Genomic DNA, 26,514 nt, shown 5'->3' with positions numbered 1-26,514 from the left:
CGGCAGGATGGCCGGCGGGAAATCGGGCAAGGCGCGATCCCATCCGCGCAGTGATGCAAACTCACGTATCCGCGATGGTGTCGCCCGGGAAGCCGCCCGGCTCATGGGCACCGGCGAGGCCGGCGACTACCCACAGGCACGGCGCAAGGCCTCCCAGCGGCTGGGCGTAACCGACAAGGCGCTGTTGCCCGACAACGAGCACATCGAGCAGGCGCTGCAGGATTACCAACGCCTGTTCCGTCCCGAAATCGCGGAACTGTCGCATCGCTATCGCGAGGCGGCGCTGGAAGCCATGGAGTTCCTTGCCCCCTTCCAGCCCCGACTGACCGGGCCGGTGCTGGATGGCACCGCGGACGCGCAGAGCGTGGTCACCCTGCATCTGCATGACGACGATGCGGACGCGGTCGCCCACCACCTGCAGCAGCACGACATTCCCGCCGACACCGACCGTGTCCGGCTACGCCTGGACGCCCGACGCGACGAAGAGTTCCCGGTATGGCGGTTCTTTGCCGGTGATGTCGCCTTCGAACTGGTCGGCCTGCCATCGCTGCAGGTTCGGCAGGCGCCGCTTGCACGGGGAGACGACCAGCCGATGCGCCGCGCCAGCGCGAACCAGTTGCGACGCCTGATGCGGGACGGGGAAGCGTTGGCGGGGACGGCTTCCGGCACCGCCCCTCACCCATGAAAAACCCCGCTCAAGGCGGGGTTTTCACTGACAGCATGATCTCGCGAATCGATCAGCGCTTGTCCACGCCGACGTAGTCACGGTTGGCTGCGCCGGTGTAGATCTGCCGCGGACGGCCGATCTTGTTCTCAGGATCATCCTGCTGTTCAAGCCAGTGCGCCACCCAGCCGGCGGTGCGTGCGATGGCGAACATCACGGTGAACATCTCCACCGGGATACCCAGCGCCTTGTAGATGATCCCGGAGTAGAAGTCGACGTTGGGGTACAGCTTGCGCTCGACGAAGTAATCGTCCTGAAGCGCAGCCTCTTCCAGCTTCATCGCCACGTCCAGCAGCGGGTCGTTGATGCCGAGCTCGCCGAGCACCTCGTGGGTCATCTTGCGCACCAGGGCGGCGCGCGGGTCATAGTTCTTGTAGACGCGGTGGCCAAAGCCCATCAGGCGGAAGCCGGAATCACGGTCCTTGGCACGGTCAACGGCGGACTGCACGTTCTCGGGACGGCCGATCTCGCTGAGCATCTTCAGCACGGCCTCGTTGGCACCGCCGTGCGCGGGACCCCACAGGGCTGCAACGCCGGCGGCGACGCACGCGTAGGGATTGGCGCCGGTGGAGCCTACAAGGCGAACGGTCGAGGTGGAGGCGTTCTGCTCGTGATCGGCGTGCAGGATGAACAGCAGATCCATCGCCTTGGCAGCGATCGGGTTGAGCTCCAGCGGCTCGCTCGGCACTTCGTAGAGCATGTGCAGGAAGCGCGTGGTGTAGTCGAGGTTGTTGCGCGGGTGGTTCAACGGCCAGCCGACCGAATGGCGGTAGCAGGCCGCCGCTATCGTCGGCACCTTGGCGATCAGGCGGATGGCGGCCAGGCGGCGCTGGGCCGGATCCTCGAGGTCGAGTTCGTTGTGGTAGAAGCTGGCCATCGAACCGAGCATGCCGACCAGCATCGCCATCGGATGGGCGTCATGACGGAAGCCGCCCAGGAAGCCGGTAAAGGCCTCGTGGATCATCGTGTGATGGGTGACGTCGTGCTCGAAAGCGGCGAAACCGGCTTTGTCGGGCAACTCACCGTTTATCAGCAGATAGGCGACTTCGAGGAAATTGGACTTCTCCGCGAGCTGCTCGATCGGGTAGCCGCGGTACAGCAGCACGCCCTCTTCTCCATCGATGTAGGTGATGGCCGACTTGCAGCTGGCGGTGGCGGTGAACCCGGGGTCATAGGTGAAACACCCCGTGGCACGCGGCACCTTGGCGATATCGATGCATGGTGCGCCAAGGGTCGGCTGCTGGACCGGCAGCTCGACAGCCTTGCCGCCGACGGAGAGGGTGGCCTGATCGGCTGAGGCGTTCAGGCTGGACGACGAATCGGACACAAAATGCTCCTGCTGTCTGCACGTTCGCGCACGGCGCGAAACGGGAGGGGGACAAAGGATCGCAACCAATGGCGAACACCCAATTATCGCACAATGCCCTACCGCATGGACGCGCCAGCGGTCGCCACGCGTGGCTCGATGCGTTGCACAGGCGTCGCTGAAACAACAGCGGCCGCCTCTCGGCAGCCGTTGTCAAAACCCGTATATACAGCGCGTAGCGCCGCCGATGCTTACTTGGCGTAGCGCTTGCGGAACCTGTCCACGCGGCCACCGGTATCCATGATCTTGTGCTTGCCCGTGTAGAACGGGTGCGAGGCCGACGAGATGTCGATCTTGATCAGCGGATACTCGTTGCCGTCTTCCCACTTCACCGACTCCTTGCTGCCAAGGGTCGAGCGGGTCAGGAACTGGAAATCGCTGGTCACGTCCTGGAACACGACTTCGCGGTATTCGGGATGGATGCCGGCTTTCATTGGCACTCACCAATCTATGCGGAAGGAAGCTGACAATAATAGCGGGCTTTGCATGGACGGCGCAAGTCGCGCGACTCAGATCGCGGCCAGGGCGGCCTGCACGCGCCGCTGGAATCGGCGCCGATCATAGCGCAACAGAATTGATGCGTTGCCGCCTGCGTCGGACTGCTCAACGCGCCAGTCCACCACCGTGGCCCCGCGGGTGCGGCGTCCTTCCGTCTCCACCACCAGCACGCGCCGGGCGACATCGAGCGCGCCTTCGGGCTCCAGTGCGTGGGCCATGGCGAGCGCGTCGGCGGCGTACCAGTCATCGCCGCGCCGATCGGCCGACCATTCCCGGGTCTTGCGCGAGATCGCCTCGAAGAACTTTGCCCTCGGGCTGTCGGCGTCCAGCCACTGCAACACCTCGCCGTGCGGGAGACCGTGGGAAATCGTTGCTTCCCAGTCGACCAGTTCGAAGTGCGGGAACGCGGAGAGCACGATATGCGCTGCCTCCGGATCGAAGCCGATGTTGAACTCGGCGTGTGCGGTCATGTTGCCGTGGCCGGTGACCGCCCCGCCCATCACCACCAGCCGGGCGATCCGCGACGGCAGGCTCGGGTCGAGCTTCAGGGCCACCGCCAGATTGGTGAGCGGGCCGAGCGCGACCAGCAGCAAGCTCCCTGCGTACTGGTGCGACAGGCGCAGGATCGCCAACGCCGCATGTTCGGATTCGGCCTGGCGCTGCGAGGGCGCGTGGCCAACGTCGCCCAGGCCGTCCTGGCCGTGCACGTACGCCGCGTCGACCGCGGGGTGCAGCAACGGCGATGCGCAACCGGCAAACACCGGGACATCGGCGCCCACCACGTCGCAGATCTTCAGCGCGTTGGCGACGGTGTGCGCCAGGCCGACGTTGCCGGCAGCGATCGTCAGGCCGACGACCTCGTGCCGCGGATCGTTGAAGGCCATCAGCAGGGCGAGGGCATCGTCGACGCCGGGATCGGTGTCGATGAGCAGAGGTATGCGTTGTTCAGTCATGGTGTGGTCTGGTCTTGCCTGATGGGTTCGCGCGCGACCGCCTTGTAGCCGCCGAAGCTGCCTGCGGCGCCGGGGAACACCACCGGGCTCTCGGCGCCGTCGGTGGACACGGCGGCAACGCCGAAGAAGTAGTTGTCGATGACCACGTTGCTGAGGGTGTACTGGGAGACGTTGCCGACGTAGCGGCTGTGGCTCCACTGGGGCTCGGTGGTGAGCCGCCAGTAGAGTTTATAGCCGGCCAGGTCGGGCGCCTGCGCAGCCGGGACGGGCGACCAGCGCAGGGTGGTATCCGCCGTTACCGCGCCCTCGATCTCGACATCCGCCGGCGGTGGTGGCGCGCCTGCAAGCCCGGCCAGCGTCACCGCATTGAGCGCCGTCAGCTTGGCGGCGTAGGCGAAATCAACGCCGTCGATGGTATCGCCGTAGACAACACCGTCCTCGGTGCGCAGATCCTGGTGCTGGCGATGGTAGTGCTCGTTGGTTTCCATCACCCGCACCGCGGGGGCGCCGATGTCATTGAACGGACGATGGTGGCCGCCGCGGCCGAAGCGGTCCAGGCGGTAGACCATCATCACGTCCAGGTTGGGCACGTAGAGATCGGCCATCCGGTCGATGTAGCGGGCGAGGTTGCGCGAGGGCGAGTCCACCTCGCCGCCGGTGAAGCGGCGCGCGGTGGCCTGCTCGGGGGTTTCATCGAAGCGCGTGCCCTCGGCGAACACCCGCGCGGTCGTGTTGTCGATCACGCCGTTGAGCCCGGCGATGTTGCCGATCATGTCGTTGTTGAGGACCGCCTCGATCCGCCAGCCGTTGTCGATCGCGTGCCGGGCGAGGATCTTGCCGCCGAACAGGCCCTGCTCCTCGCCGGCCAACGCGGCGTAGATGATCGATCCGGCAAAGCGGTGCTTGGACAGCACCCGCGCCGCCTCCAAAGTGCCGGCGACACCGGACGCGTTGTCGTTGGCACCGGGCGCGTCGGAGGTGGCGTCCATCACGTCGGATACGCGCGAGTCGATATCGCCGCTCATTATCACGTAGCGGTCGGGGTCGCTGCTGCCGCGCTGGATCGCGATGACGTTGACGATCTCGACCGGATCGGGGACGCGCGTCTCGCCGGAGACCACTTCGCTGACGTAGCGCACCTCCAGGCAACCGCCGCACTGGGCCGAGATGCGCTCGAACTCGGCCTTGATCCAGCGCCGCGCCGCACCGATGCCCCGCGTGTCGGACGTCGTATCAGACAGGGTGTGGCGGGTGCCGAACCCTACCAGGGTGCGGATGTCGGCCTCGATGCGCTGGGCCGAGGGCGCGGTGCCGATCTGTTCCAGCTCGGGCTGGGTGGCTGGCGGTACCGGCGGTGCCGCGAGCGCGGACAGCGGCAGGCACAGCAGCAGGGCAGACATCAGCGTGGACCGCATGCGTGGATCTCCGGAGCAGGCGTGGTCAGGACTGGGCGGCGCTGGCTGGCAGCGTCGCGGGCCGATCACCATAACGCTGAATCCGCGTCGCGGCACCGGGGATCATGCGCCGGCATAGCGCACGGCGGTACCGATCCAGCGCGCCACGATGCGTTCGGCGAGCTCGGGCGAATCGCGCAGCAGCCGCTCGGCCAGCTCATGCACCTGCGGCAGCAGGTCGGCGTCGCGCGCGAGGTCGGCGAGGCGGAATTCGGCAAGGCCGGTCTGGCGGGTGCCCAGCAGCTCGCCGGGGCCGCGCAGTTCAAGGTCCTTTTCCGCGATCAGGAAACCGTCGTTCGTCGCGCGCATGGTTTCCAGGCGCTGCCGGGCCAGCATCGACAACGGCGAGCGGTACATCAGCACGCAGCTGGAGGCCTCGCTGCCGCGCCCTACCCGGCCGCGCAACTGGTGCAGCTGGGCCAGGCCGAGCCGTTCAGCGTTCTCGATGATCATCAGCGAGGCGTTGGGCACGTCCACGCCGACCTCGATCACGGTCGTTGCCACCAGCAGGTCGATGCGCCCGGCCTTGAAGTCGGCCATCGTCGCCTGCTTTTCGGCAGCCTTCATGCGCCCGTGGACCAGACCGACCCGCAGTTCCGGGAGTCCGGCCGCCAAGGTCTCGAACGTGGTCTGCGCGGCCTGCGCCTCGATCTTCATCACCGCGCCGGGCTTGGCGTCCTCGTCGGGCTCGTCGATCAGGGTGCACACCCAGTAGGCCTGGCGGCCCTGCGCGCAGGCGGCGCGGATGCGCTCGACCAGTTCGGGGCGACGCTCGCTGGCCAGCACCACGGTCTGCACCGGCGTCCGCCCAGGCGGAAGCTCGTCGATCGACGACACATCCAGGTCCGCATAGGCCGACATCGCCAGCGTGCGCGGGATCGGCGTGGCGGTCATGACCAGCTGGTGCGGCACCGTGCCTGCATCGCCGCCGGCCGCCCCGCCCTTGTCGCGCAGGGCCAGCCGCTGGTGCACGCCGAAGCGGTGCTGCTCGTCGATGATCGCCAGCGCGAGGTCATCGAAGACGACGCTCTCCTGCATCACGGCGTGGGTGCCGACCACCACCCGGGCCGCACCCGAAGCGACGTCCGCCAGAGCCTGCTGCCGCGCCTTGCCGGTAACCTTGCCGGCCAGCCACGCCAACGGAACGTCCAGCGGATCCAGCCACTCGCGCAAGTTGACAAGGTGCTGCTCGGCGAGCAGCTCGGTGGGCGCCATCAGGGCCACCTGGCGACCGCTGGCGACCGCCACCAGAGCGGCCAGGGCGGCGACGACGGTCTTGCCCGAGCCCACATCGCCCTGCACCAGGCGCAGCATCGGCGAGGACCGGGCCAGATCGGCGCATATCTCGGCAAAGACGCGCTGCTGGGCACCGGTCAACCGGTACGGCAGTTGTCCCAGCAACTTGCCAGCGAGTCTCTGGTCCGCCAGGGTCGGCGCGCGATGGGCCTGCTGGGCGATCCGCTGCCGGCGCAGGCTGAGGTGGTGGGCCAGCAGTTCTTCCAGCGCCAGCCGGCGCTGGGCCGGATGGGTGCCGGCCAGCAAGGCGCTGACATCGGCGTCGCGCGGGGGCCGGTGCACGGTCAACAGCGCTTCGCGCAGCGGCGGCAGATCGTCGGCGTCGGCGAGCAGCTCCAGCGTCGCGCTGTCGGGCAGCCGGTCCAAGGCCAGGCCGATCAAGCGACGCAGGGTGACCGGACCGATGCCTTCGACGGTCGGATACACGGGATCGAGCGCATCGCCCAGCGCGTCCCCGCCCGAGGCTTCAAGGACCTGGTAGCTGGGATGCACGATCTCCAGGCCCTGCTGGCCCGGGCGCGGCGTCCCGTAGCAACGCAGCGGCGCGCCGACCGCGAACTGCGCCACCTGCGCGGCGCGAAAGTGGAAAAACCGCAACACCAGTCCGGATCCGGAATCATCGGTGATCGCGACGCGCAGCACCGGGCGACCGCGGAAGCCACGCTCGACGGCCACCACCCGGCCCTCGACCTGTGCCGCCACGCCTGGTCGCAGGTCACGGATCGCGGTCAGGCGGGTGCGGTCCTCGTATTGCCGCGGCAACTGGAACCACAGGTCCTGCAGCGTATGCAGATCGCGGGCGGCGAGCTTCCCGGCCATCCGCGGTCCGCAGCCGACCAACGCGGTCAGCGGGGTCTCGCCCGCTGCCGCCAGCGCCGGAGGTCGACGGGCGGTTCTAGCCAAGGACGAGGATCGCGTCGACCTCGAATGCCGCGCCCTTGGGAAGGCCGGAGACCTCGATGGTGGAGCGCGCCGGGTACGGGGCCTGGAAATACTCGGCCATCACCGCATTGACCGCGGCAAATTCGCCCAGGTCGGTGAGGTAGAGCCCCAGCCGGGCGACCTGGGCCAGCGATCCGCCGGCCGCTTCGCAGACGGCCCTGAGGTTGTCGAACGACTGCCGCGCCTGCGCGGCTACGTCGCCGTCGACGAGCTCACCGGTCGCGGGGTCCAGCGGGATCTGGCCGGACAGGAACACGGTCTGGCCCATGCGCACGGCCTGGGAATAGGGACCAATCGCCGCGGGTGCGTGGTCGGTATGGATCGGGGTGCGGGACATGCAGGCTCCAGAATCACGGGGGACAGCCGGCATTGTAGAAGCGCCGGCTCAGATGCGCTGCACGCCGAGCACCACGCTGAGCCGGCGCACCTTGCGGATGACGTTGGCCAGGTGGCGCCGGTCCTTCACCTCGATGGAGAAACGCAACACCGCAACGTTGATGTCGCGCTCCAGGTATTCCACCCGGTCGATGTTGGATTTGGCGTCGGCGATGGCGGCCGCGACCTGCGCCAGCGCGCCGGGGCGGTTGTCGACCTCGATGCGCAGCGCCGCGCTGAAATCGCCGCTGACCGTGTGGTCCCAGCCGATCGAGACCCAGCGGTCCGGCGACTTGCGGTACTCGGCGACGTTGGGGCATTCCTTGCGGTGCACCACGATGCCCTTGCCGGCGGTGTGGTAGCCCATGATGTCGTCGCCGGGCAGCGGCATGCAGCAATTGGCGAAGCTGATCACGCCGCGCTCGCTGCCGGTGATGAGGATTTTCTCCTGGGTCAGCGCGGTGTGCGCCGGCGCCGGCGCGGCGTCCTCCCCCGGTGATCGGGCCAGTGCGTAGGCGACCTGGCTGGGCATCTTGTTGCCCAGCGCGATATCGGCCAGCAGGGCTTCCAGGCGCGGGTGGCGACCCTCGTGCAGATAGGCGTCCAGGCGCGCAGTCGAAACCCGCTCCAGCGAGCTGCCCAGCGCTTCCAGTGCCCTATCCAGCATCCGGTGCCCGAGCTGCACCGCGTCCTCGTGACCCATCTGCTTGAGCTGATGGCGGATCGCCGTGCGCGCCTTGCTGGAGACGACAAACTCCAGCCACTGCGGCTTGGGCGTGGACGACTTGGCGGTGATGATCTCCACCCGCTCGCCGTTGGACAGGCGCGTGCGCAGCGGGACCAGCTTGCCGTCGACCCGCGCCGCCACCGCCTGGTTGCCGACGTCGGTGTGGACGGCGTAGGCGAAATCCAGGGCGATGGCGTTGCGCGGCAGCGACAGGATGTCGCCCTTGGGCGAGAACAGGTAGACCTCGTCGGGGAACAGGTCGATCTTGACGTTTTCCAGGAACTCCAGCGACGAGCCGGTCGCGTGCTGCGACTCGACCAGTCCGCTGATCCAGTTGTAGGCGCGGTTCTGCGCACTGTTGGGTGCCTGGCTGCCGTCCTTGTAGGTCCAATGCGCGGCCACGCCCTTCTCGGCGATCAGGTCCATCTCTTCGGTTCGCAGCTGGACCTCGATCGGCGATCCGTAGGGCCCGAACAGCACCGTGTGCAGGGACTGGTAACCGTTGGCCTTGGGGATGGCGATGAAGTCGCGGAACCGTGCATCCAGCGGCTTGTAGACCGAATGGACCACGCCCAGCGCGTGATAGCAGTCGGCCACTGTCCGCAGCACGATGCGGTAGCCGAACACGTCCATCACCTGGGCGAAGCTCTTCGCTTCGGCCCGCATCTTGGTGTAGATGCTCCACGGCGACTTCACCCGGCTGATCAACCGATGCGGCAGTTGTTCCTTGGCCAGCCGCTGGGCGAGGTTGGCCTCGATCTGCACCAGCGCTTCGCGGCGCACCATCGGCTCGCTGCGGATGCGCTTTTCCAGCACCGCATGGCGGTACGGGTGCAGGGCGCGGAAACCCAGATCCTGCAATTCGCTCTTGATCTGGTTCATGCCCAGGCGCTGGGCAATCGGCGCATAGATATCCAGCGTCTCGCGGGCAATGCGCTGACGTGATTTGGGATCCTTCGCGCCCAGCGTGCGCATGTTGTGCAGGCGGTCGGCGAGCTTGATCAGGATCACCCGCAGGTCACGCGACATCGCCAGCAGCATCTTGCGGAAGCTCTCCGCGTTGGCCTCCTGGCGATCGCGGAACTGCAGCTTGTCCAGCTTGGTCACGCCGTCCACGAGCTCGGCCACCGTGGGCCCGAACTGCGCGGCGATGTCGTCCCAACCCAGCGACGTGTCCTCGATGGTGTCGTGCAGGATCGCTGCCAGCAGCGTTTCCACATCCAGGCCCTGCTCGGCGAGGATACGGGCGACCGCCACCGGATGGGTGATGTAGGGCTCGCCGGAGCTGCGCATCTGCCCCGAGTGCGCCGCGGCCCCGACCGACCACGCCAGACGCAATTGCGCCCGCTGCGGCTCATCCAGATATTTTGCAGCTCGCTCCAGATCGAGCATGTAACCCGGCAAGCTCGCCGGATCCACGATCTGCGGGGTGGAGGTACTACAGACGGGCTCGAAAGAAGTCATGCAGGCAATCTACGCGGGGGACGGATCGCAGCGCAACGCAGGTGCAGGCGCACCGCCTGGTCTGCGTAAACGGCGGCAAACATGGGCAGCGCGGTGGCGCCAAAAAACAGACGGCCCCGCCGAAGCGGAGCCGTTGGTGTAGCTGGCAAAGCTCCCGTCGATGCGACGGGGCCGGCGCGAATGCTCGCTCAGTCGTCGCCCTTGGCGAGGTCCTCGTCGGTGACGACTTCCGCAGCGGCCCACTCCAGAGCCTCGCGCTCCTTGCGCTCGCGCTCGGACTTGTCGACGGCATCGATGAAGTCGGCGTCGATCACGCGGGCGGCGATCTCGCGCAGGGCGAGCACGGTCGGCTTGTCATTGCCTTCGCTGTTGTCGAGCTTGGGCTCGACGTCGTTGGCCAGCTGGCGCGCGCGTTTGGCGGCCATCATGACGAGTTCGAAGCGGTTATCGACCACTTCCAGGCAATCTTCTACGGTAATGCGGGCCATGGGGCTCCTGGCGGCCGGCGGGCCGTCATGCAGATGCAAAGGGGACGGGATTGTAACGATTCACTGGGCTACAAGCAAGTTGTCGCTTGGGAATCAATCAGTTAGCGGGCTTCGGGTTCATTGGCAAGCAATGCGGTGATCAGTTTCCCGTGGCGGGCGACCTGGGCCTCACGGCGCAGCCGGCTGGCGGTGAAGATCGCGCACATCTCATCGACCGCGGTGTCGAAGTCCTCGTTGACGATGACGTAATCGAACTCCGCGTAATGCGACATCTCCTCGCGGGCGGCCGCCAGCCTGCGCGCGATCACCTCCTCGCTGTCCTGGCCGCGGTTGCGCATGCGCTCCTCCAGCGCAGCCCGTGACGGCGGCAGGATGAAGACACTGACCGCCCCGCGCAGCTTGTTGCGCACCTGGCGTGCGCCCTGCCAGTCGATCTCCAGCAGCACGTCCTTGCCGCTGGCCAGTTGCGGCTCCACCGACTGGCGGGCGGTGCCCTTCCAGTCGCCGTGGACACGCGCGTGCTCGAACAGGTCGCCGGCCTCGACCATGCGCTCGAAAGTCGCTTCATCGACGAAATGGTAGTGCTCGCCGTTGACCTCGCGCGGCCGCTCGGGGCGCGAGGTGAACGAGATCGACAGGCGGATGTTGGGATCGCGCGCGAGCACCGCGTTGACGATGCTGGACTTGCCGGCACCCGAAGGCGCGGCAACGATAAACAGGGTTCCGCGCATGCTCATCGGCTGCTGGCCCTCAAGGGATGGCGGTTATTCAATGTTCTGGATCTGTTCGCGGACCTGATCGATCAGGACCTTCAGTTCGACCGCGGCGGTGGAACTGCGCGCGTCGACGGACTTGGAGCCCAGCGTGTTCGCCTCACGGTTGAACTCCTGCAGCAGGAAGTCCAGGCGCCGGCCGACGGCCTGACTCAAGCCGAGCACGCGTCGTGCTTCGACGACGTGCGAATCGAGCCGGTCGAGTTCCTCGTTCACGTCGAGCTTCTGCAGCCACATCACCAGCTCCTGCTCCAGCCGGCCCGGGTCGACCGGCTGGGCCAGCTCGGCCAGGCGATTCTCCAGCTTGGTGCGCTGGCCCTGGCGGATCGCCGGCATCAACGCGCGCACCTGCACCGCGATGGCTTCGATGGCATCCACCCGCTCGGCGATGCCGGCCGCCAGCTTGCCGCCTTCGCGCTCGCGCGCGGCGATGAACTCGTCGACCACGTCATCCACCAGCGCCAGGGCCTCGGCCTGCAACGCGGCGCCATCCACCGCCGGCGCCTGCAGCACGCCGGGGAACTGCAGCAGCTGGGTGAAATCCACCCGCAGGCCGGGGAATGGCGACGACAACTGGAGTGCCAGCTCGGACAGCTCGCGCAGCCGGGCCGGGTCGGTGTGCAGGCCGCCCTCGCCCTCGGGTGAGCGCAGGCGCAGGCTGATGTCGAGCTTGCCGCGGCTGATCCGGGCAGCAATCCGCTCGCGCAGGACCGGCTCCAGCGAGCGCAGGTCATCGTGCAGGCGCATGCCGATCTCGAGGAAGCGGTGGTTGACCGAGCGCAGTTCGCAACCCAGCGTGCCCCAGGGAGTGACGCGTTCGCCGTTGGCGAAGGCGGTCATGCTGCGGATCATTGGCGGTGCCTTGTGGTGATGTGGAAGTGGATGCCGAAGGGGGCACTCCGGGGTGAATGGTAAACTCGCCGCCCCCAAACCCCCTAACTTCCAACGGCAAGCACAGCATGTCAGCAAGCGGTACGAACGAGTTCTCCCGGCCCAGCGGCCGCGCTCCGGACCAGCTGCGCGAGGTCCGCATCGAACGCGCGTTCACCCGCCACGCCGAAGGATCGGTGCTGATCAGCTTCGGCGATACCCGGGTGCTGTGCACCGCCAGCGTGGAGAACCGCGTGCCCGGCTTCCTGCGCGGCAAGGGCGAGGGCTGGGTTACCGCCGAGTACGGCATGCTGCCGCGCGCGACCAACACCCGCAACGACCGCGAGGCGGCCCGCGGCAAGCAGGGCGGACGTACGCTGGAAATCCAGCGCCTGATCGGCCGTTCGCTGCGCGCCTGCGTGGACCGCAAGATGCTCGGCGAGCGCACCATCACCCTGGACTGCGATGTCCTGCAGGCCGACGGCGGTACCCGCACCGCGGCCATCACCGGCGCCTACGTCGCGCTGGTGGATGCGGTGCACTGGATGACCAAGCGTGGCGACATCAAGCCCAAGTCGGGGCGTAGCGCGATATTCGGCGCGGTCGCAGCAGTCTCGGTCGGCATCTATCGCGGCGTGCCGGTGCTTGACCTGGACTACGCCGAAGACAGCGATTGCGATACCGACATGAACGTGGTGATGAACGACGGCGGCGGCTTCATCGAGGTCCAGGGAACCGCGGAGGGCCATGCCTTCCGCGCCGAGGAGCTCGCCGCGATGACCTCGCTGGCTGCCCGCGGGGTGAGCGAACTGGTCGCAATGCAGCGTGAAGCGCTCGGCCAGTGACCGAGCGGGACTGCAATCCGGGCCGCTCCCCGGAATGACCGCGCTGTCGCGAATCGTCCTGGCCAGTGGTAACAGCGGCAAGCTGGCCGAGTTCAACCGCCTGTTTGCCGAGGCCGGGATCGAGTTCGTGGCCCAAGGCGATCTGGGCGTCGAAGATATCGAGGAGACCGGACTGAGCTTCGTCGAAAACGCCCTCTTGAAGGCACGCCATGCGTCGCGCGTCACCGGCTTGCCGGCGCTCGCGGATGACTCCGGGCTGTGTGTGGACGCCCTCGGCGGGGCGCCGGGACTGTACTCGGCGCGCTATGCCGGCGAACCCGGGGATGCGGCGCGCAACATCGACAAGCTGCTGCAGGCGCTGGAAGACCTGCCCGCGGTTCAGCGCGGCGCGCACTTCCATTGCACACTGGTCCTGCTGCGCCATGCCGAGGACCCGGCCCCGCTGATCGCGCAGGGCGACTGGCGTGGGCGAATCCTGGATCGTCCCCGCGGTAGCGGCGGGTTCGGCTACGACCCGGTGTTCATGGACGATATGCACGGCGTCTCCGCGGCCGAGCTGGAACCGTCAGTGAAGAACGCGTGCAGTCACCGCGGCCGCGCCCTGCGCGAGCTGCAACGGCAACTGGCTGCGCTCTAGCGGTTTCCCCGGCGCCGGCCCGGTCGGTGGGACAATGAGCGCATGAGCCTGTCGCCGTCCACGCTGTCCCCACCGCCGTTGTCGCTGTACGTCCACGTTCCGTGGTGCGTACGCAAGTGTCCGTATTGCGATTTCAATTCCCACCAGGGCCGCGGCGAGCTCCCCTTCGCGGCCTATGTCGACGCCCTGCTGGCCGACCTGGACCTCGACCTGCCGCTGGTCTGGGGCCGCACCGTGCAAACGGTGTTCTTTGGTGGCGGCACTCCCAGCCTGATGCCCGGCGAGCTGATTGACCGTTTCCTGCAGGGCGCCAGCTCGCGGCTGCGTTTCGCGCCCGGTTGCGAGATCACCCTGGAAACCAATCCCGGTACCGTCGAGCACGGCAGCTTCAAGGCTTATCGCGACGCCGGCATCAACCGCCTGAGCTTCGGCGTGCAGAGTTTTGACGACGGCTGCCTGCAACGTCTGGGACGGATCCATGACAGCACTGAAGCCACCGCGGCAATAAAACTGGCGCAGGACGCCGGATTCGACAACATCAACCTGGACCTGATGTACGCCCTGCCCGGCCAGAGCCTGGCGATGGCGGAAAGCGACCTGCTGCAGGCCTTCGCGCTGCAGCCCACGCACATCAGCCACTACCAGCTGACCCTGGAGCCGAACACGGTTTTCGCGGCGCGCCCGCCTGCCGGCCTGCCCGATGAGGACGGCAGCTGGGACATCCAGGAGCACTGCCAGGGGATGCTCGCTGACGCGGGTTACCGCCAATACGAAGTCAGCGCCTACGCACGGCCCGGACGCGAGTGCGTGCACAACCTGAACTACTGGAAATACGGCGACTACCTGGGGATCGGTGCCGGCGCGCACGGCAAGATCACCTCCGGCCACGACCAGTCGATCCTGCGCCGCTGGAAGCTCAAGCACCCCACCGCCTATCTGGAGGCCGCCGGCGGCGAGCGCGGCATTGGCGGCGACGAACTCATCGCGACGGAGCGCCGGCCGTTCGAATTCATGCTCAACGCCCTGCGCCTGGTGGACGGCTTCAGCCTGACCGGATTCGAAGCCAGCACCGGCGTCCCGCGCAACGCGATCCAGGCGCAGCTGCAACAGGCGGTGCAGAAGCAATGGCTGATCGTCGAGGGCGACAGGGTCCGCCCGACACCCTTGGGAAGACGCTTCACCAATGACGTCATCGAGTTGTTTTTGGGGGACTGACGCGGTTACGGGGTCCCGTCCGTCAGCATCCGCCACCCGGAAGCACGTCACAGTTCCCACGTTTAGCACGTCCTGTTACGCTCGCAAAAATTACGGCCTTCGGGGGGAGTCCGGCCCACATGTCCTACCTAGATGCACCGCTTCCGCAGCCGCGTCCTGCAAACGGCGCCACCGCTTTCCCCTCGCGTGTGCGGTCAATTATCGGCAGGCTGCAGGCACTGGCTGGCGACGAGCTGGAGCGCGAACTGGTGCGCCTGCTCGACACTCTGGAGCAGGACCTGTTCCGCGAGGCGGAGAAGGCACGCAATGCGGGTGCCCAGTCGGGCTATCTGGCGTCACTTGGCGCATTGCGTGCAAAACGCCACAAGCTGGTCAAATCGTTCTCGGCGGAGCTGGCAGGCGCGCTTGAAAGCCTGCGCGCGCCAGTGCTCACTGATTCAGCAGCGGAGACGACCCCGGACGTCGCCGGGTTGCGGTTGGTCGACCACAGTGAAGTAACCGAAACCAACGTATTGACCGCGATCGCACGTCGCCACGAATCGCGCGCCGGTCTTCCGCTTCTTCTGCTTGGCCAGCGCCTGGCCGTGCTCGCCGGGCAACCGGCATTTGACGGATCGAACCTGCCCGTGGGGCCAACCGCTGTAGCCACAATGCTCTCGCGCGCCTCCACCGGGGTGACCGGTGATGTGGAAACGCGACTGCAGCTATACCGCCTGTTCGACCAGCAGATGATGGGCGGCTATCTGTCCCTCGTCGAAGCGATGAACGCGTTGCTCGATCGCGAGAATGTGCTCCCAGGGCTGACCTTTGTCCCGACCCTGGCGCGACGTGAAAAAGGCGAACGCAGCGGCCAAGCGCCCGATTCCGAAGGCAGGGAGAAGGACACAGGCTCTACTGAGCCGAATCGAAATGATGCTCGCGGGCCTTCCTCCGCCGACGTTAGTCCGCAGCGACGACGCACCGACGGGCAGTCCGGGGCCGACGCGCAAGGTTCGCATGGACTGACGCGTCAAAATTCGGGTCTTGGCGGACGGGTGGATACGGCCGACGAGATGCAGGCGCTGGCCCAGCTGCAGCAATTGCTGGCCGAATCCCGGCGCGTCGAACCGCGCAGCCACCACGGCCCGACCGGCGACACCCTGGCGGCCGATGAACTTGATGCGGCCTTGGGCAGCCTGCAGGCGCCGGCCGAGGGCACGGCCACTCCGCGCACTCCCGGACAGGTTCGCCAGGCTCTGCTTCAGCAGAGCCGGCAGCAGCGGGGCCGCGCGGCGCAGCTTGCCGACCATGACGACGAGACCTTCGAACTGCTGGGTCTGCTCTACAGCGAAATCGGTCGCGAATTGCGCCAAGGCACCCGTGGCGCGGCGCTGCTGGAACGGCTGCAGGTCCCGCTGTTGCGCGTCGCCCTGCAGGACCGCGGTTTCTTTGTACGCAAGCAGCACCCGGCCCGGCAATTGCTGAACTCCATCGCTGAGGCCGGCACCCATTGGCTGGACGAGAACGATCCGGGCGCGGATCCGCGTCTGGATGACCAGTTGCATGAAGCCGTCAATCACGTCGTCGATAACTACCACGGTGATCCGGCCGTCTTCGCCGCCGCGCAGGAGACGCTGAGGGCCCAGCTGGACGCGGTGGCACTCAAGGCCGAGGTCGCCCAGCGGCGCCAGGTCGAAGCGGCCCGCGGCCGCGACAAGCTGGAGCGGGCGAAGCAGCAGGCCGCGCTGGCGATAACGGAAGCGATCGGCGACACCGCGGTCCCCCGGTTTCTCTCCACGCTGCTGGAGCAGGCGTGGACCGACGTCCTCAGCCTGGTCCTGTTGCGACACGGTGAGCAGTCGCCTGAGTGGCGCGATCATGTCGACGCCACTGCCCGGATCATCGCCGCCAACCGCGGCGAACCCGCGCCCGAATCGCTACAGCCGCGGGTGACAGAAGCTCTTGGGCTGGTCGGCTACCAGGGCGAAGAAGCGGACGCCATCGCGGGCAGGCTCGTGGCGGCAAACGAAGCGGGAGACGATCCCGCATCGCGCACCGAGCTTGCGGTAAAGCTGAAGGCGCGGGCGCGGCTGGGCGCCAACGAGATACCGCCGTTGCCGCCTGTCGCACCACGCGACGCACGCGAAGAGGAGTGCTTTGTCCACCTGCGCAGCGTGGCGTTCGGTACCCCGATCGAGTTCAACATCAACCAGCAGGGCGATCGTGTGCGTCATCGCCTGGCGTGGTTCAGTCCGATCACGGGACGCGTGCTGCTGCTCACTGCAAGGGGCCAGCGCATCGAGGACCAGCAGGGTCGGGAAACCCTCGACCAGATCGCCCGCCTCCTCGCAAGCGGCCAGGCGAGAATCGTGCCCGCCGACGATCACACCAGCCTGGTGGATCGCGCTTGGCAGGCGACTCTCGGCAGGCTGCGCAGTTTCGGCCGCAATCTTCCCGGCAGCGAGGCGTCGCAATGAACGTGTCCCGGTCTGAAGCTCCCGGTGCGGGCAGCATCGACGCACGCAGGCGCCGGCGTCGCCCCGTCACCGGCGTGGTCGAGGTCATCGACAGCATGAGCGAGCGGGTCATCGGGCAATTGGGCAACATCTCGGAGACCGGCATGCTCCTGTTGGCAAGCTCACCGCTGGTCGATGACGCGCTCTACCAGGTGCGCTTCAGTCTGTCCGGCATGAACCCGCGGGGCGCAGACGGCCCAGCTGCGCGGCCACAGCGCGGGCAGGTGGAGGTCGGCGTGCATCTGCTGTGGCAGGAGGACGCCGGTGCGACCGGGAAATGCTGGGCGGGCTTCCGGTTCATCAACCTGCCGGAGCCGGGCCGTCAGCATTTGCGCGACTGGCTGGCCAGTCCCGACTGACGGGCTGACCACGGACTGACAGGATGCGTGGTAAGCATTACCCGCCTGAGCCCGCGCCGGTTTGCGACGCGGGTGGCTGAAGACCCCTGTGTCCGCGCGGCGAATCAGTCAGACTTGTCGGACTCCCCCAAAGAGGATCGACATGGCAATTTCCGAGCTTGCGCAGGCCTATCCGCAGCACGTGGCAGAACTCGTGCGCCGCAGCACGATCGCCCTGGAGCGCAGCGGCTTCGACCACCTCGTGGTACCCAGCGGCACCGTGCACTACCAGGTGTTCGACGACCGCGACTATCCCTACGCGGTGAATCCCCAGTTCAAGGCGTGGGCCCCGCTGACCCGCAGCCCGGGCAGCTGGCTGGTGTTCACCCCCGGCAACAAACCCAGGCTGGTGTATCTGCAGCCCTTCGACTACTGGCACGTCGTCCCGCAGACACCGTCGGGCTACTGGGTCGAACAATTCGACATCGTGATCATCCGCAAGCCCGAAGAGGCGCTGCAGCACCTGCCGGCCGACGTTGCGCGCTGCGCGATCCTGGGCGAGGCCGCCAGCGCGCTGGGCGACTACCTGCCCGACAACCCGGCGGCGGTCGTCAACTATCTGGAATACCACCGCGCCTTCAAGACCGACTACGAGATCGGCATGATGCGCGAGGCGACGCGGGTCGGCGTGCGCGCGCACCGGGCGGCCGAGGCGGCCTTCCGCAGCGGCGCCAGCGAGTTCGACATCCACATGGCGTACTGCATTGCCGCTCGCCAGGACGCCAACGAGCTGCCATACCACAACATCGTCGCCCTCAACGAGCACGCCGCGGTACTCCATTACACCGAGCTGGCGACCACGCCGCCGGAAGATATCCGCAGCTTCCTGATCGACGCCGGCGGCAGCTTCGGTGGCTACGCCAGCGACATCACGCGCACCTACGCGGCCGATCCCGACAGCGAGTTCCAGGCACTGATCGACGCGGTCGACGTCGCCCAGCGGCAGATGTGCGATGAAGTCCGCGCCGGCTTCGACTACCGCGAACTGCACCTGGGCGCGCACCTCAAGCTCGCCGGCGTACTCAAGGACTTCGGGCTGATCGACATGTCGCCCGAGGCGGCGCTGGAGACCGGCGTCAGCAACGCCTTCTTCCCGCACGGCATCGGCCATGGCATCGGCCTGCAGGTGCATGACGTCGCCGGATTCGCCGAATCCGACGCCGGCGGCGTGATCCCGCGTCCGGACGGGCAGCCGTTCCTGCGCAGCACGCGGACGCTGGAGCCGGGCATGGTGATGACCATCGAACCGGGCGTTTACATCATCGACATGCTGCTCGACGAGATCCGCAAGGGCGAGCACGCCGGATCGCTCAACTGGGACCGGATCGCCGGGTTCCGCCCGTTCGGCGGCGTGCGGATCGAGGACGACGTGGTCTGCACCGATGGCGACCCGATCAACCTGACCCGGGATGAGTTCACCGCGCAGGGCGGATAAGCGCCACGGAGTGGCGAGGCCTTCGGGCGGAGCTCAAACCTCCGCCATGAAGGCCTCGATCTCGTCCGCGCTACGCGCCAGCTTGCCGGTCAGGACCTTGTGCCCGGTCCGGGTCACGGCGACATCGTCTTCGGTGCGGATGCCGATTCCCCGCCAGCGCGGCGCGACGCTGGTGTCGTCAGCACGCACGTAAAGCCCCGGCTCGATGGTGAACACCATGCCGGGCTCGAGCAGGCGCGATTCGCCCTCGATGCGGTAGTCGCCCACGTCGTGCACGTCCAGGCCGATCCAATGCCCGGTCTTGTGCGGAAAGAAGCGCCGGCAGCTGCCTTCGGCCAGATTTTGCTCCAGCGTCCCCTTCAGCAGGCCCAGGCTCAGCAGCCCCGCGGTCAACACCTCGGTCGCGGCCAGGTGGCCGGCTTCGTAGGGCATGCCCGGCAGCGCCACGGCGAGCGCAGCGGCATGGGCGGCGCCAACCAGGTCATGCAACAGGCGTTGCTCCTTGCTGAAGCGGCCACTGACGGGGAATGTGCGGGTGATGTCGGCGGCGTAGCCGCGGTATTCCGCGCCCGCGTCGATCAACACGAGTTCTCCGTCGTTGACCGGCTCGTTGTTGGCCACGTAATGCAGCACGCACGCGTTGGCGCCCGCGCCGACGATGCTGCTGTAGGCCGGCACGGCGTCGTTGGCGCGGAACACCCGCTCCAGCTCGGCCTGCAATTCGTACTCGAACATGCCGGGGCGGACCGAGCGCATCGCCGCCTGATGCGCGGCAACGGTGATATCGGCGGAGCGCTGCATCATCCGCAGCTCGTCGCGGTCCTTGAACAGGCGCAACTCATCCAGCACGTGGCCCAGTTCAAGGAACTCGTGCGGCGGCTTGTTGCCCATCTTCATCATCGCGCGCACACGGTTCACCCAGCCGATCAGCTTGAGGTCGAACTCCGCATCGCGGCCGAAGTGGTAATACACCCGCGAGCGCCCTTCCAGCAGGCTGGGCAGGATGTCGTCCAGGTCGGTGATCGGGTACGCGTCATCCAGGCCGAACGCATCCACCGCACCCTCAGGACCGAATCGCGGACCGTCCCAGGCCTCGCGGTCCGGGTCGCGCTCGCGGCAGAACAGGATGCACTCACCGTGGGCTCGTCCTGGCACCAGCACCAGCACTGCCTCGGGCTCGGGAAAACCGGTGAGGTAAAGCAGGTCGGAATCCTGCCGGTAGGGATAGTGGGTGTCGCGGTTGCGGATCCGCTCCAGCGCTGCCGGCAGGATCAGGATCGAGTCGTCGCCAGCCACTTCCATCAAGGACCTGCGGCGCCGGGCGTAGGCCTTGGGCGGCATTGACAGGGGTGCCGCCAACTCAGTGCAGCCTTTGCCGGTGCTGCGCGGCGAGCACACAATCGCCATGCAACAACAAGGTCGCTACGCGGACGAATTCCTCGATCTCCACCAGCGCCTCTTCATCATCCTCGTCGCCGTCGTCCTGGGCCTGGGCGGCGGCCAACTTGGCCAGATCGCCCAGGGCTTCCAGGCTTTCGGCCGACAACGGCGGTTCCGCCCCGGCGGCCAGACCGAACCCGCCCAGGAAGCCGCGGCACCAGTCGAACACCGCGCCGCTGCGCACGGCCAGTGACGCGTCGGCGTGGGGCAGCAGCAATTCGAAGTCGAAACTGCGGTCGGCCAGCTGCGCAGCAGACGCTATCCGCAGCTCGTCGAGGGGGCTGCCCGGCTCAGGAGCAGGGACGTCGTCGTCCACCAGCACCTTTGCCAGCCAGTCGCCCTGCCCGGCCCCGCCGCCGGAAAGCCACCCGCAGAGGGATCCGTGCAATTCGGCGGCATTGGATGACAGGGACAGGCGCGCGATCTGTGCTTCGACCTCGGAGATGGCCGGCAATCCGGAGTTCGGTTCTTGCGACATGAACAGGCACCAGGGGGAGGCACGCCAGTTTATCAAGCCCCACGGCGACGAGCTTGTTCAGTCCCCGCGCGCGTGCCTACACTGGGCGGGATCTGGACCCGGAGCGATGCTGAAGTGCTGCTGCCAGTAACCGCCAGCGCAACCCCCGCCAGCCGCCCCCCGGCGGCCGGTTCTCGCCCGGATGACGCCCACCGCTGTCAGTGCAGCTGGCGGCGGGCATCGACCAGGTGGGTAGCGCGCGAAAGCAGCCTGGCGGAGACGAAAGTGGCGCTGCTCGCGTGAACCCAATTGCCGTGCCGGGCAACCCACTGATCCTCAGCGTGCTCGCGTTGCTGGCCCTGATCGCCGTGGTGACGCTCATATGGCATGTCCGACAGCGAGGGCGGAAAACGGAGGTCTGGGAAAACCGCATCGAGGAACGCGACGAGCGCCTCAAACTCGCGCTGTGGGCATCCGGCGAGCAGTTCTGGGACTACGATCTCGCCACCCAGGAGGTGCATCACACCCGCGTCTCGACAAGCTCGCTCGATCAACCCGAGGTAACGGTGGAGCGCTACGGGGTCCACGACCTCACGATCCATCCCGATGACCTGGACCAGGTACAGGACGCATTTCGCCAACACCTGCGCGGCACCACGCCGATCTTCAGCAGCGAGCACCGCACACGGCGGGCGGAGGGACATCGATGGTGCTGGGTGCGGGCACGCGGGAAAGTCGTCGAGCGAGGAGCCGATGGCAGGGCGTCCCGCGTTGCCGGCACGGTGCGCAACGTCACCGACAGCCGCAGCGCGGAGCACGAGCGACGTATTGCCAGCGAGGTGTTGCGCAGCATGGACGAGGCGGTCGCCGTGTTCGACCGTGACTTCCATTTTATTTCCGTCAACCCGGCGTTTACCCGCATCACCGGCCACGATCCAGGCGATGTACTGGAGCGCTCGACAAGCGTCCTGGACAGCAGCCGGCATGACATCGAATTCCATCGCCGACTGCGCCACGACCTCCTGCGCGACGGCCGCTGGTCGGGGGAACTCTGGATGCGGCGCAGGGACGGGGACGAGTTCCTTTGCCTGCTGCGCGTGAGCTCCGTCGGCGAGCGCGACGGTCGGCGCAGCCATTACATTGCAGTCCTAAACGACATCACGGAAAAGAAACGCGCCGAACAGGAGTTGCGCTATCTAGCCAACTACGATCCGCTCACCGGGCTGCCAAACCGGACGCTCCTGCTGGAGCGCATAGCGGCGGCGATTGTGCGCGCCCGTGCCAGCAACACGCGCATCGGCGTGCTGTTCGTGGATCTCGACCGTTTCAAGGACATCAACGACTCCCTCGGCCATGGCGTCGGCGACCGCATCCTGCGCGCGGTTGCTACCCGGCTGCACGCGTTTGCCGGTCCACAGCAGACGGCCGCGCGCCTCAGCGGGGACGAGTTCGTGCTGGTGCTGGAAAATATCGCCTCCGTCGAGGAAGCGACCACGGCATCCCAGCGCCTGATCGCCGCCTTCGAGTCGCCGGTGACCTTCGGCGAGGGCCAGGAAGTGATCATCTCGCCGTCCATCGGCATCAGCGTCTACCCGGACGATGCGCAGATCGCCAGTGAGCTGATCCGCCAGGCAGACACCGCGATGTATCGGGCGAAAGCCGTCGGGCGGCGGACCTCGATGCGCTACGAGGCGGCCATGGATCTCGATGTCCAGCGCCGGGCCACCCTGTCCGCGGCCCTGCGCACGGTGTTGGATCGCAACGAGTTGTCGCTCGCCTATCAGCCCCGCCTGTCGCTGGTCAGCAACCAGATCGCCGGTGTCGAGGCGCTCCTTCGCTGGCACAGTCCGGAGCACGGCCAGATCCATCCGGCCCAGTTCATCCCGCTCGCCGAAGAAACCGGGATGATCCTGGAGATCGGCGAATGGGCGCTGACCGAGGCGTGCCGCGCGCTGGCAAACTGGCGCGAAGCGGGACTCACCGACCTGCCGATCGCCGTGAACGTCTCGTCGCTGCAGCTGTTGCGTGGCGATTTTCCGCAGGTGGTAGAGCGCGTGTTGGCGAAGACCGGCATTCCCGCCAACCGCCTGGAGCTGGAACTCACCGAGAGCGTGTTGATGGACAACCCGGCCGAAGCGTCCATTTCACTGCAACAGTTCCGGCGTATCGGGGTGAACCTGGCGATCGATGATTTCGGGACCGGCTACTCCTCGCTGGCGTACCTGAAGCGCCTTCCGATCACGATGCTCAAGATCGACAAGGAGTTCATCGACGACCTTGCCGAAAACACCGACGACGCCGCAATCACCACCACCATCATCGCCATGGGCCACTCCCTGGGCCTGACTGTCGTTGCCGAAGGCGTGGAAACCAGCACCCAGGCGCAATGGTTGCGTGACCATCGCTGCGATGAGATCCAGGGCTACTGGCTGGCCGAGCCGATGCCTGCCGCCGAGGTCACAAGGTTTATCCAGGATCGTTCCTGGGCCGGAGCGCCGGCTTTCTGAATGTCGCTCGCCACGGCGTCCTTGACCGACCGCCAGCCCCTGCCTATCGTGCGGAGATGGATCGCGCCGAATTGCTCAACCAGATGCAAGCCTTGCTCGATCGAGTTGAGCTGTTGGCCGAACGCATGCGTCGTCTTCAGGACGAAAACCGCAGTTTACGGCAGCAACAGGAAACGCTTTCCAACGAACGTTCCGCCCTCCTGGCCAAGAACGAGCAGGCCAGGACACGCGTGGAAGGAATGATCGTGCGTCTCAAGTCGCTGGAGCAGCACACATGAGCGACGCGAAGCCCGTCAGCATCCAGTTGCTCGACCGCGAATACACGGTGGGCTGCGTCGCAGAAGAGCGCGACAGCCTGCTTGCTGCGGCGAAGATGCTCGATGCCAAGATGCGCGAGATTCGCGGCGGTAACCGGATGGCCGCGCTGGATCGGGTCGCCGTGCTGGCGGCGCTGAACCTCGCCCACGACCTTGAGCAACTGCGCGAGGAAACCGCTCGTCGCGAAAAAGATCTCTCGCGCAGCTTCGGCGAACTCAATCGCAAGCTGGACGGGCTCTTCAACGACTCATCCGCCTGAACGCGAGCGCCGATCACCCGCCCCGGGATCACCGACCCGCGCTATACTTCCCACTCGTCCTCTGCTGTGGACGACAGCGCGCGCAAACATTCGCCTTGGCCCTTAATTGCGACCGCGGGGATGCAACGGAAGTCCGGAGTGCAAGTCCGCCCTGGTAGCGGAAAGCCCGAAGACCGACAAGCGTTCCCACTTGAACCCCGGGTTCAAGGTCGTTTCGCGCGCATCGACATCGGCGGAGGATCTCATTATTTCCCAGCAGGGTGCGGACTGCCCGGGGGAGCGCGGCGATCGTTGGACCCAGGCTGCGACAGCCTCTCGTGGAACGGACCCTATCCGCGCGCGAAACGGATTCCTGCAGGATGACCGACGACTTACCGGCGCAGCGTCGCCAGCTACGCGAAAGGATGCGCCAAAAGCGTCGCGAACTTCCGCCAGCACAACGCGTTGCTGCTGCCAACACCCTTGCGGCGAACCTCCTCAGCCTGCCGTTTGCTCCAGCGAGTGGATACGTCGCCGGCTACTGGGCGATGGATGGCGAGATCGCCTTGCACACGTGGCAGCTCAACCTCCCCGGCGAATGCATCTACTGCCTGCCCGTGCTTGATGGCGAACGACTCGGCTTCTCGCCGTGGCGGCCGGGGGATCCGCTGATCAACAACCGCTACGGAATTCCAGAGCCGGCTGTGTCATCTGGCAGCCTCCTCCGTCCACAGGACCTGACCCTGGTGGTGCTCCCGCTGGTCGCATTCGACCTGCAGGGTGCGCGTCTTGGCATGGGCGGCGGTTGGTATGATCGCAGCTTCGCCTTCCGCAAGGACGGCGCTGCCCCGCCTTGGCTGGTAGGTGCCGCATTCGAGCTGCAGCAACAGGAGGCCATCGAGGCAGCCCCGTGGGACGTGCCGCTGGACGCAGTCTGCTGCGAGACGCGGAGTTGGGACTTCCGATCGGCAAGCGACCTTGCGGGCAGCAGGAATTCACCGTCCCCCGATCAGGAGTTCCCATGAGCAAACGGCGTCGCTACTGGCTGATGAAGTCCGAACCTGACGCGTTTTCAATCGATGACCTGCAGCGCGTCGGGACAGAGCCCTGGGACGGGGTTCGCAATTATCAGGCGCGAAACTTCATGCGCGATGGCATGAAGGTCGGTGACGGGGTGCTGTTCTATCACTCCAACACAAAGGTGCCGGGGATCGCAGGAACTGCGACCGTGGCCAGCACCGCGTATCCCGACGAGACCCAGTTTGATCCGGACTCCAAATACTACGACCCCAAAGCCACCCGCGAAGAACCACGATGGCAGCTGGTGGACATCAGCTTCGAGCGCAAACTGGACCGAATCATTCCACTTGAGGAGATCAAGGGCCACGCCGATGAGCTCGGCGAGGAGTTCGCCCTGATCCGCCGCGGCAATCGCCTTTCGGTCTTTCCTGTCGCTGCCGACCAATACAAATTCCTCCTTTCCCTCGAGTAAGTTCCCGATGTCCGACGCCAAACGGCTGGCCGCAGAGAAGGCCATTGAGTATGTGGAACCCGGCTCCATCATTGGAGTCGGCACCGGTTCAACCGTCGCCTGGTTCATCGATGCGCTCGGGCGCATGGAAGATCGCATCAAAGGCGCGGTTTCCAGCTCGGATCAGAGCAGCGAGCTACTGCGCGCGGCCGGCATCGACGTGTATGACCTGAACGCCACGGGGCCACTTTCGCTTTATGTTGACGGCGCCGACGAATGCGACCCGCACAAGCGGCTGATCAAGGGGGGTGGTGCGGCGCTGACCCGGGAAAAAATCATCGCCGAAGCCAGCGCCCGGTTTATCTGCATCGTCGACCCCAGCAAGCAGGTTGATGTGCTCGGCAAATTCCCGCTGCCGGTCGAAGTGATCCCGATGGCGCGAAGCCTCGTCGCCAGGGAGATCCTGGCCATGACACGCGCCCAACCGGTATGGCGCCAGGACGCCAACGAGCGGGGTGTGGTTACAGACAACGGCAACCTGATCCTGGATATCCACGGCTTGGCCATTACGGATCCACTGGCGTTGGAGAGCGCCATCAACCAGATTCCCGGCGTGGTTGCGGTGGGCCTGTTTGCCCGGCGAGCGGCGGACGTGGTGATTGTCGGTGGCGAGCCGCTGCGAATCCTCTGACTTCCTGCATGATGTAGAGATTGGCGCCCAGCAACCTTGCTGCGGCGCCTTTCTTTTGCCTGTGCGTAATGTACCGCTGTGACTCCGCGCAGCATCGTCTCGGTCGTCGGGTTGGTCTGTGTAATCGTGCTGCTCGTGCAAGCTGCGGTGAACGCCTGATCTACTGTTTGCCTGATCCCCTGTTTGAATCAATGCAACGTCGCCATAAGACTCCCGGCGTGTACTTGCAGAAGACCCGTCAGGTGTTTCGCCCGTTTGGCGCACAAAGAAAAACGCCGGACCCTTGCGGGATCCGGCGTTTGGTGTAAATGCCCAGCGATGACCTACTCTTGCATGGCTTAAGCCACACTACCATCGGCGCGTGTGCGTTTCACTTCCGAGTTCGGGATGGGATCGGGTGGTGCCACACAGCTATTGTCACTGGGCAAGGGGGTGAA

The 26,514-nt window shown here is 66.5% G+C and carries 25 protein-coding genes, 1 rRNA gene and 1 other RNA gene; 14 read left to right on the top strand and 13 right to left on the bottom strand.

Translation table 11 applies throughout. The features are described 5' to 3' along the window. The first annotated feature begins 7 nt into the window (after window positions 1-7). On the top strand, window positions 8-685 hold the full coding sequence (locus tag INQ43_RS03480) for a hypothetical protein (protein WP_194037549.1): 678 nt from the start codon (window positions 8-10) through the stop codon (window positions 683-685). A 52-nt stretch (window positions 686-737) separates the two neighbouring features. On the opposite strand, the gene INQ43_RS03475 is transcribed toward INQ43_RS03480, so the two are convergent. The 10 genes from INQ43_RS03475 to INQ43_RS03430 all read right to left on the bottom strand — a co-directional run bounded on the left by INQ43_RS03475 (window position 738) and on the right by INQ43_RS03430 (window position 11,912). Continuing rightward, window positions 738-2,030: a citrate synthase gene (locus tag INQ43_RS03475; RefSeq protein WP_194037548.1), complete on the bottom strand. Its 1,293-nt coding sequence runs from the start codon at window positions 2,028-2,030 to the stop codon at window positions 738-740. A 251-nt stretch (window positions 2,031-2,281) separates the two neighbouring features. Then, window positions 2,282-2,524, bottom strand: a complete 243-nt coding sequence (locus tag INQ43_RS03470; RefSeq protein ID WP_043957864.1) for a type B 50S ribosomal protein L31 — start codon at window positions 2,522-2,524, stop codon at window positions 2,282-2,284. 75 nt (window positions 2,525-2,599) lie between these two features. After that, window positions 2,600-3,541 (bottom strand): nucleoside hydrolase, encoded by a 942-nt coding sequence (locus tag INQ43_RS03465; RefSeq protein WP_194037114.1) that lies wholly within the window; start codon window positions 3,539-3,541, stop codon window positions 2,600-2,602. After that, on the bottom strand, window positions 3,538-4,956 hold the full coding sequence (locus INQ43_RS03460) for a M28 family metallopeptidase (RefSeq protein WP_194037113.1): 1,419 nt from the start codon (window positions 4,954-4,956) through the stop codon (window positions 3,538-3,540). Before INQ43_RS03460 ends, INQ43_RS03465 begins: the two co-directional genes overlap by 4 nt. A gap of 102 nt (window positions 4,957-5,058) precedes the next feature. Beyond that, on the bottom strand, window positions 5,059-7,194 hold the full coding sequence (recG, locus tag INQ43_RS03455; RefSeq protein ID WP_194037112.1) for an ATP-dependent DNA helicase RecG: 2,136 nt from the start codon (window positions 7,192-7,194) through the stop codon (window positions 5,059-5,061). Next, complete coding sequence (locus INQ43_RS03450) at window positions 7,187-7,570, bottom strand: RidA family protein (RefSeq protein WP_194037111.1); 384 nt, start codon at window positions 7,568-7,570, stop codon at window positions 7,187-7,189. Before INQ43_RS03450 ends, recG begins: the two co-directional genes overlap by 8 nt. Window positions 7,571-7,618: 48 nt before the next feature. Then, entirely contained in the window at window positions 7,619-9,799 is a 2,181-nt protein-coding gene (locus tag INQ43_RS03445) for a bifunctional (p)ppGpp synthetase/guanosine-3',5'-bis(diphosphate) 3'-pyrophosphohydrolase (protein WP_194037110.1), read from the bottom strand. A 188-nt stretch (window positions 9,800-9,987) separates the two neighbouring features. After that, window positions 9,988-10,287 carry a DNA-directed RNA polymerase subunit omega gene (rpoZ, locus tag INQ43_RS03440; protein WP_194037109.1) on the bottom strand — a complete coding sequence of 100 codons (300 nt, stop codon included), beginning with the start codon at window positions 10,285-10,287 and terminating at the stop codon, window positions 9,988-9,990. A 101-nt stretch (window positions 10,288-10,388) separates the two neighbouring features. Beyond that, the gene (gmk, locus tag INQ43_RS03435; protein ID WP_194035103.1) at window positions 10,389-11,018 is read right to left on the bottom strand and encodes a guanylate kinase; all 630 of its coding nucleotides are present in this window, start codon (window positions 11,016-11,018) and stop codon (window positions 10,389-10,391) included. A 33-nt stretch (window positions 11,019-11,051) separates the two neighbouring features. Continuing rightward, window positions 11,052-11,912: a YicC/YloC family endoribonuclease gene (locus INQ43_RS03430; RefSeq protein ID WP_194037108.1), complete on the bottom strand. Its 861-nt coding sequence runs from the start codon at window positions 11,910-11,912 to the stop codon at window positions 11,052-11,054. Between the two features lie 107 nt (window positions 11,913-12,019). On the opposite strand from INQ43_RS03430, the gene rph reads away from it, so the two are divergent. The 6 genes from rph (at window position 12,020) to pepQ (ending at window position 18,955) form a co-directional block, all read left to right on the top strand. Continuing rightward, window positions 12,020-12,775, top strand: coding sequence for a ribonuclease PH (gene rph / locus INQ43_RS03425; protein ID WP_194037107.1), 756 nt, complete (start codon window positions 12,020-12,022; stop codon window positions 12,773-12,775). A 43-nt stretch (window positions 12,776-12,818) separates the two neighbouring features. Beyond that, window positions 12,819-13,412, top strand: coding sequence for an RdgB/HAM1 family non-canonical purine NTP pyrophosphatase (gene rdgB / locus INQ43_RS03420; protein WP_194037547.1), 594 nt, complete (start codon window positions 12,819-12,821; stop codon window positions 13,410-13,412). A gap of 42 nt (window positions 13,413-13,454) precedes the next feature. After that, window positions 13,455-14,627 (top strand): radical SAM family heme chaperone HemW, encoded by a 1,173-nt coding sequence (gene hemW / locus INQ43_RS03415; protein WP_194037106.1) that lies wholly within the window; start codon window positions 13,455-13,457, stop codon window positions 14,625-14,627. 119 nt (window positions 14,628-14,746) lie between these two features. Next, a complete protein-coding gene (locus INQ43_RS03410; RefSeq protein WP_194037105.1) occupies window positions 14,747-17,083 on the top strand; it encodes a DUF1631 family protein in 2,337 nt (778 codons plus the stop codon). After that, complete coding sequence (locus tag INQ43_RS03405) at window positions 17,080-17,481, top strand: PilZ domain-containing protein (protein WP_194037104.1); 402 nt, start codon at window positions 17,080-17,082, stop codon at window positions 17,479-17,481. Before INQ43_RS03410 ends, INQ43_RS03405 begins: the two co-directional genes overlap by 4 nt. A 142-nt stretch (window positions 17,482-17,623) precedes the next feature. Next, window positions 17,624-18,955, top strand: coding sequence for a Xaa-Pro dipeptidase (gene pepQ, locus INQ43_RS03400; protein WP_194037103.1), 1,332 nt, complete (start codon window positions 17,624-17,626; stop codon window positions 18,953-18,955). Window positions 18,956-18,988: 33 nt separating this feature from the next. On the opposite strand, the gene INQ43_RS03395 is transcribed toward pepQ, so the two are convergent. Then, window positions 18,989-20,296 (bottom strand): aminopeptidase P N-terminal domain-containing protein, encoded by a 1,308-nt coding sequence (locus INQ43_RS03395; protein WP_194037546.1) that lies wholly within the window; start codon window positions 20,294-20,296, stop codon window positions 18,989-18,991. A gap of 19 nt (window positions 20,297-20,315) precedes the next feature. After that, window positions 20,316-20,873: a UPF0149 family protein gene (locus INQ43_RS03390; RefSeq protein ID WP_194035095.1), complete on the bottom strand. Its 558-nt coding sequence runs from the start codon at window positions 20,871-20,873 to the stop codon at window positions 20,316-20,318. A gap of 278 nt (window positions 20,874-21,151) precedes the next feature. Here INQ43_RS03390 and INQ43_RS03385 point away from each other — a divergent pair, with 278 nt between their 5' ends. The 7 genes from INQ43_RS03385 (at window position 21,152) to rpiA (ending at window position 26,077) form a co-directional block, all read left to right on the top strand. Beyond that, complete coding sequence (locus INQ43_RS03385) at window positions 21,152-23,359, top strand: GGDEF domain-containing phosphodiesterase (RefSeq protein WP_194037102.1); 2,208 nt, start codon at window positions 21,152-21,154, stop codon at window positions 23,357-23,359. 56 nt (window positions 23,360-23,415) lie between these two features. Next, window positions 23,416-23,637: a TIGR02449 family protein gene (locus tag INQ43_RS03380; RefSeq protein WP_043957880.1), complete on the top strand. Its 222-nt coding sequence runs from the start codon at window positions 23,416-23,418 to the stop codon at window positions 23,635-23,637. After that, complete coding sequence (locus INQ43_RS03375; protein ID WP_194037101.1) at window positions 23,634-23,936, top strand: cell division protein ZapA; 303 nt, start codon at window positions 23,634-23,636, stop codon at window positions 23,934-23,936. The genes INQ43_RS03380 and INQ43_RS03375 overlap by 4 nt, the downstream gene beginning before the upstream one ends. 55 nt (window positions 23,937-23,991) lie before the next feature. Continuing rightward, a non-coding RNA gene (ssrS, locus tag INQ43_RS03370) (6S RNA) lies at window positions 23,992-24,179 on the top strand. Between the two features lie 116 nt (window positions 24,180-24,295). Next, entirely contained in the window at window positions 24,296-24,940 is a 645-nt protein-coding gene (locus INQ43_RS03365) for a 5-formyltetrahydrofolate cyclo-ligase (RefSeq protein ID WP_194035092.1), read from the top strand. Then, window positions 24,937-25,407, top strand: a complete 471-nt coding sequence (locus INQ43_RS03360) for an EVE domain-containing protein (protein WP_194035091.1) — start codon at window positions 24,937-24,939, stop codon at window positions 25,405-25,407. The genes INQ43_RS03365 and INQ43_RS03360 overlap by 4 nt, the downstream gene beginning before the upstream one ends. Window positions 25,408-25,414: 7 nt before the next feature. Beyond that, window positions 25,415-26,077, top strand: coding sequence for a ribose-5-phosphate isomerase RpiA (gene rpiA, locus INQ43_RS03355; RefSeq protein WP_194035090.1), 663 nt, complete (start codon window positions 25,415-25,417; stop codon window positions 26,075-26,077). A gap of 310 nt (window positions 26,078-26,387) precedes the next feature. On the opposite strand, the gene rrf is transcribed toward rpiA, so the two are convergent. Beyond that, window positions 26,388-26,502: ribosomal RNA gene (rrf, locus tag INQ43_RS03350) — 5S ribosomal RNA — on the bottom strand. Window positions 26,503-26,514 lie beyond the last annotated feature (12 nt).

This window comes from Lysobacter sp. H23M47, from assembly GCF_015209765.1.
GTDB lineage: Bacteria > Pseudomonadota > Gammaproteobacteria > Xanthomonadales > Xanthomonadaceae > Novilysobacter > Novilysobacter avium.
Note: the sequence above shows the minus strand (reverse complement) of the source record. Positions and strands in the feature narration are given on the sequence as shown.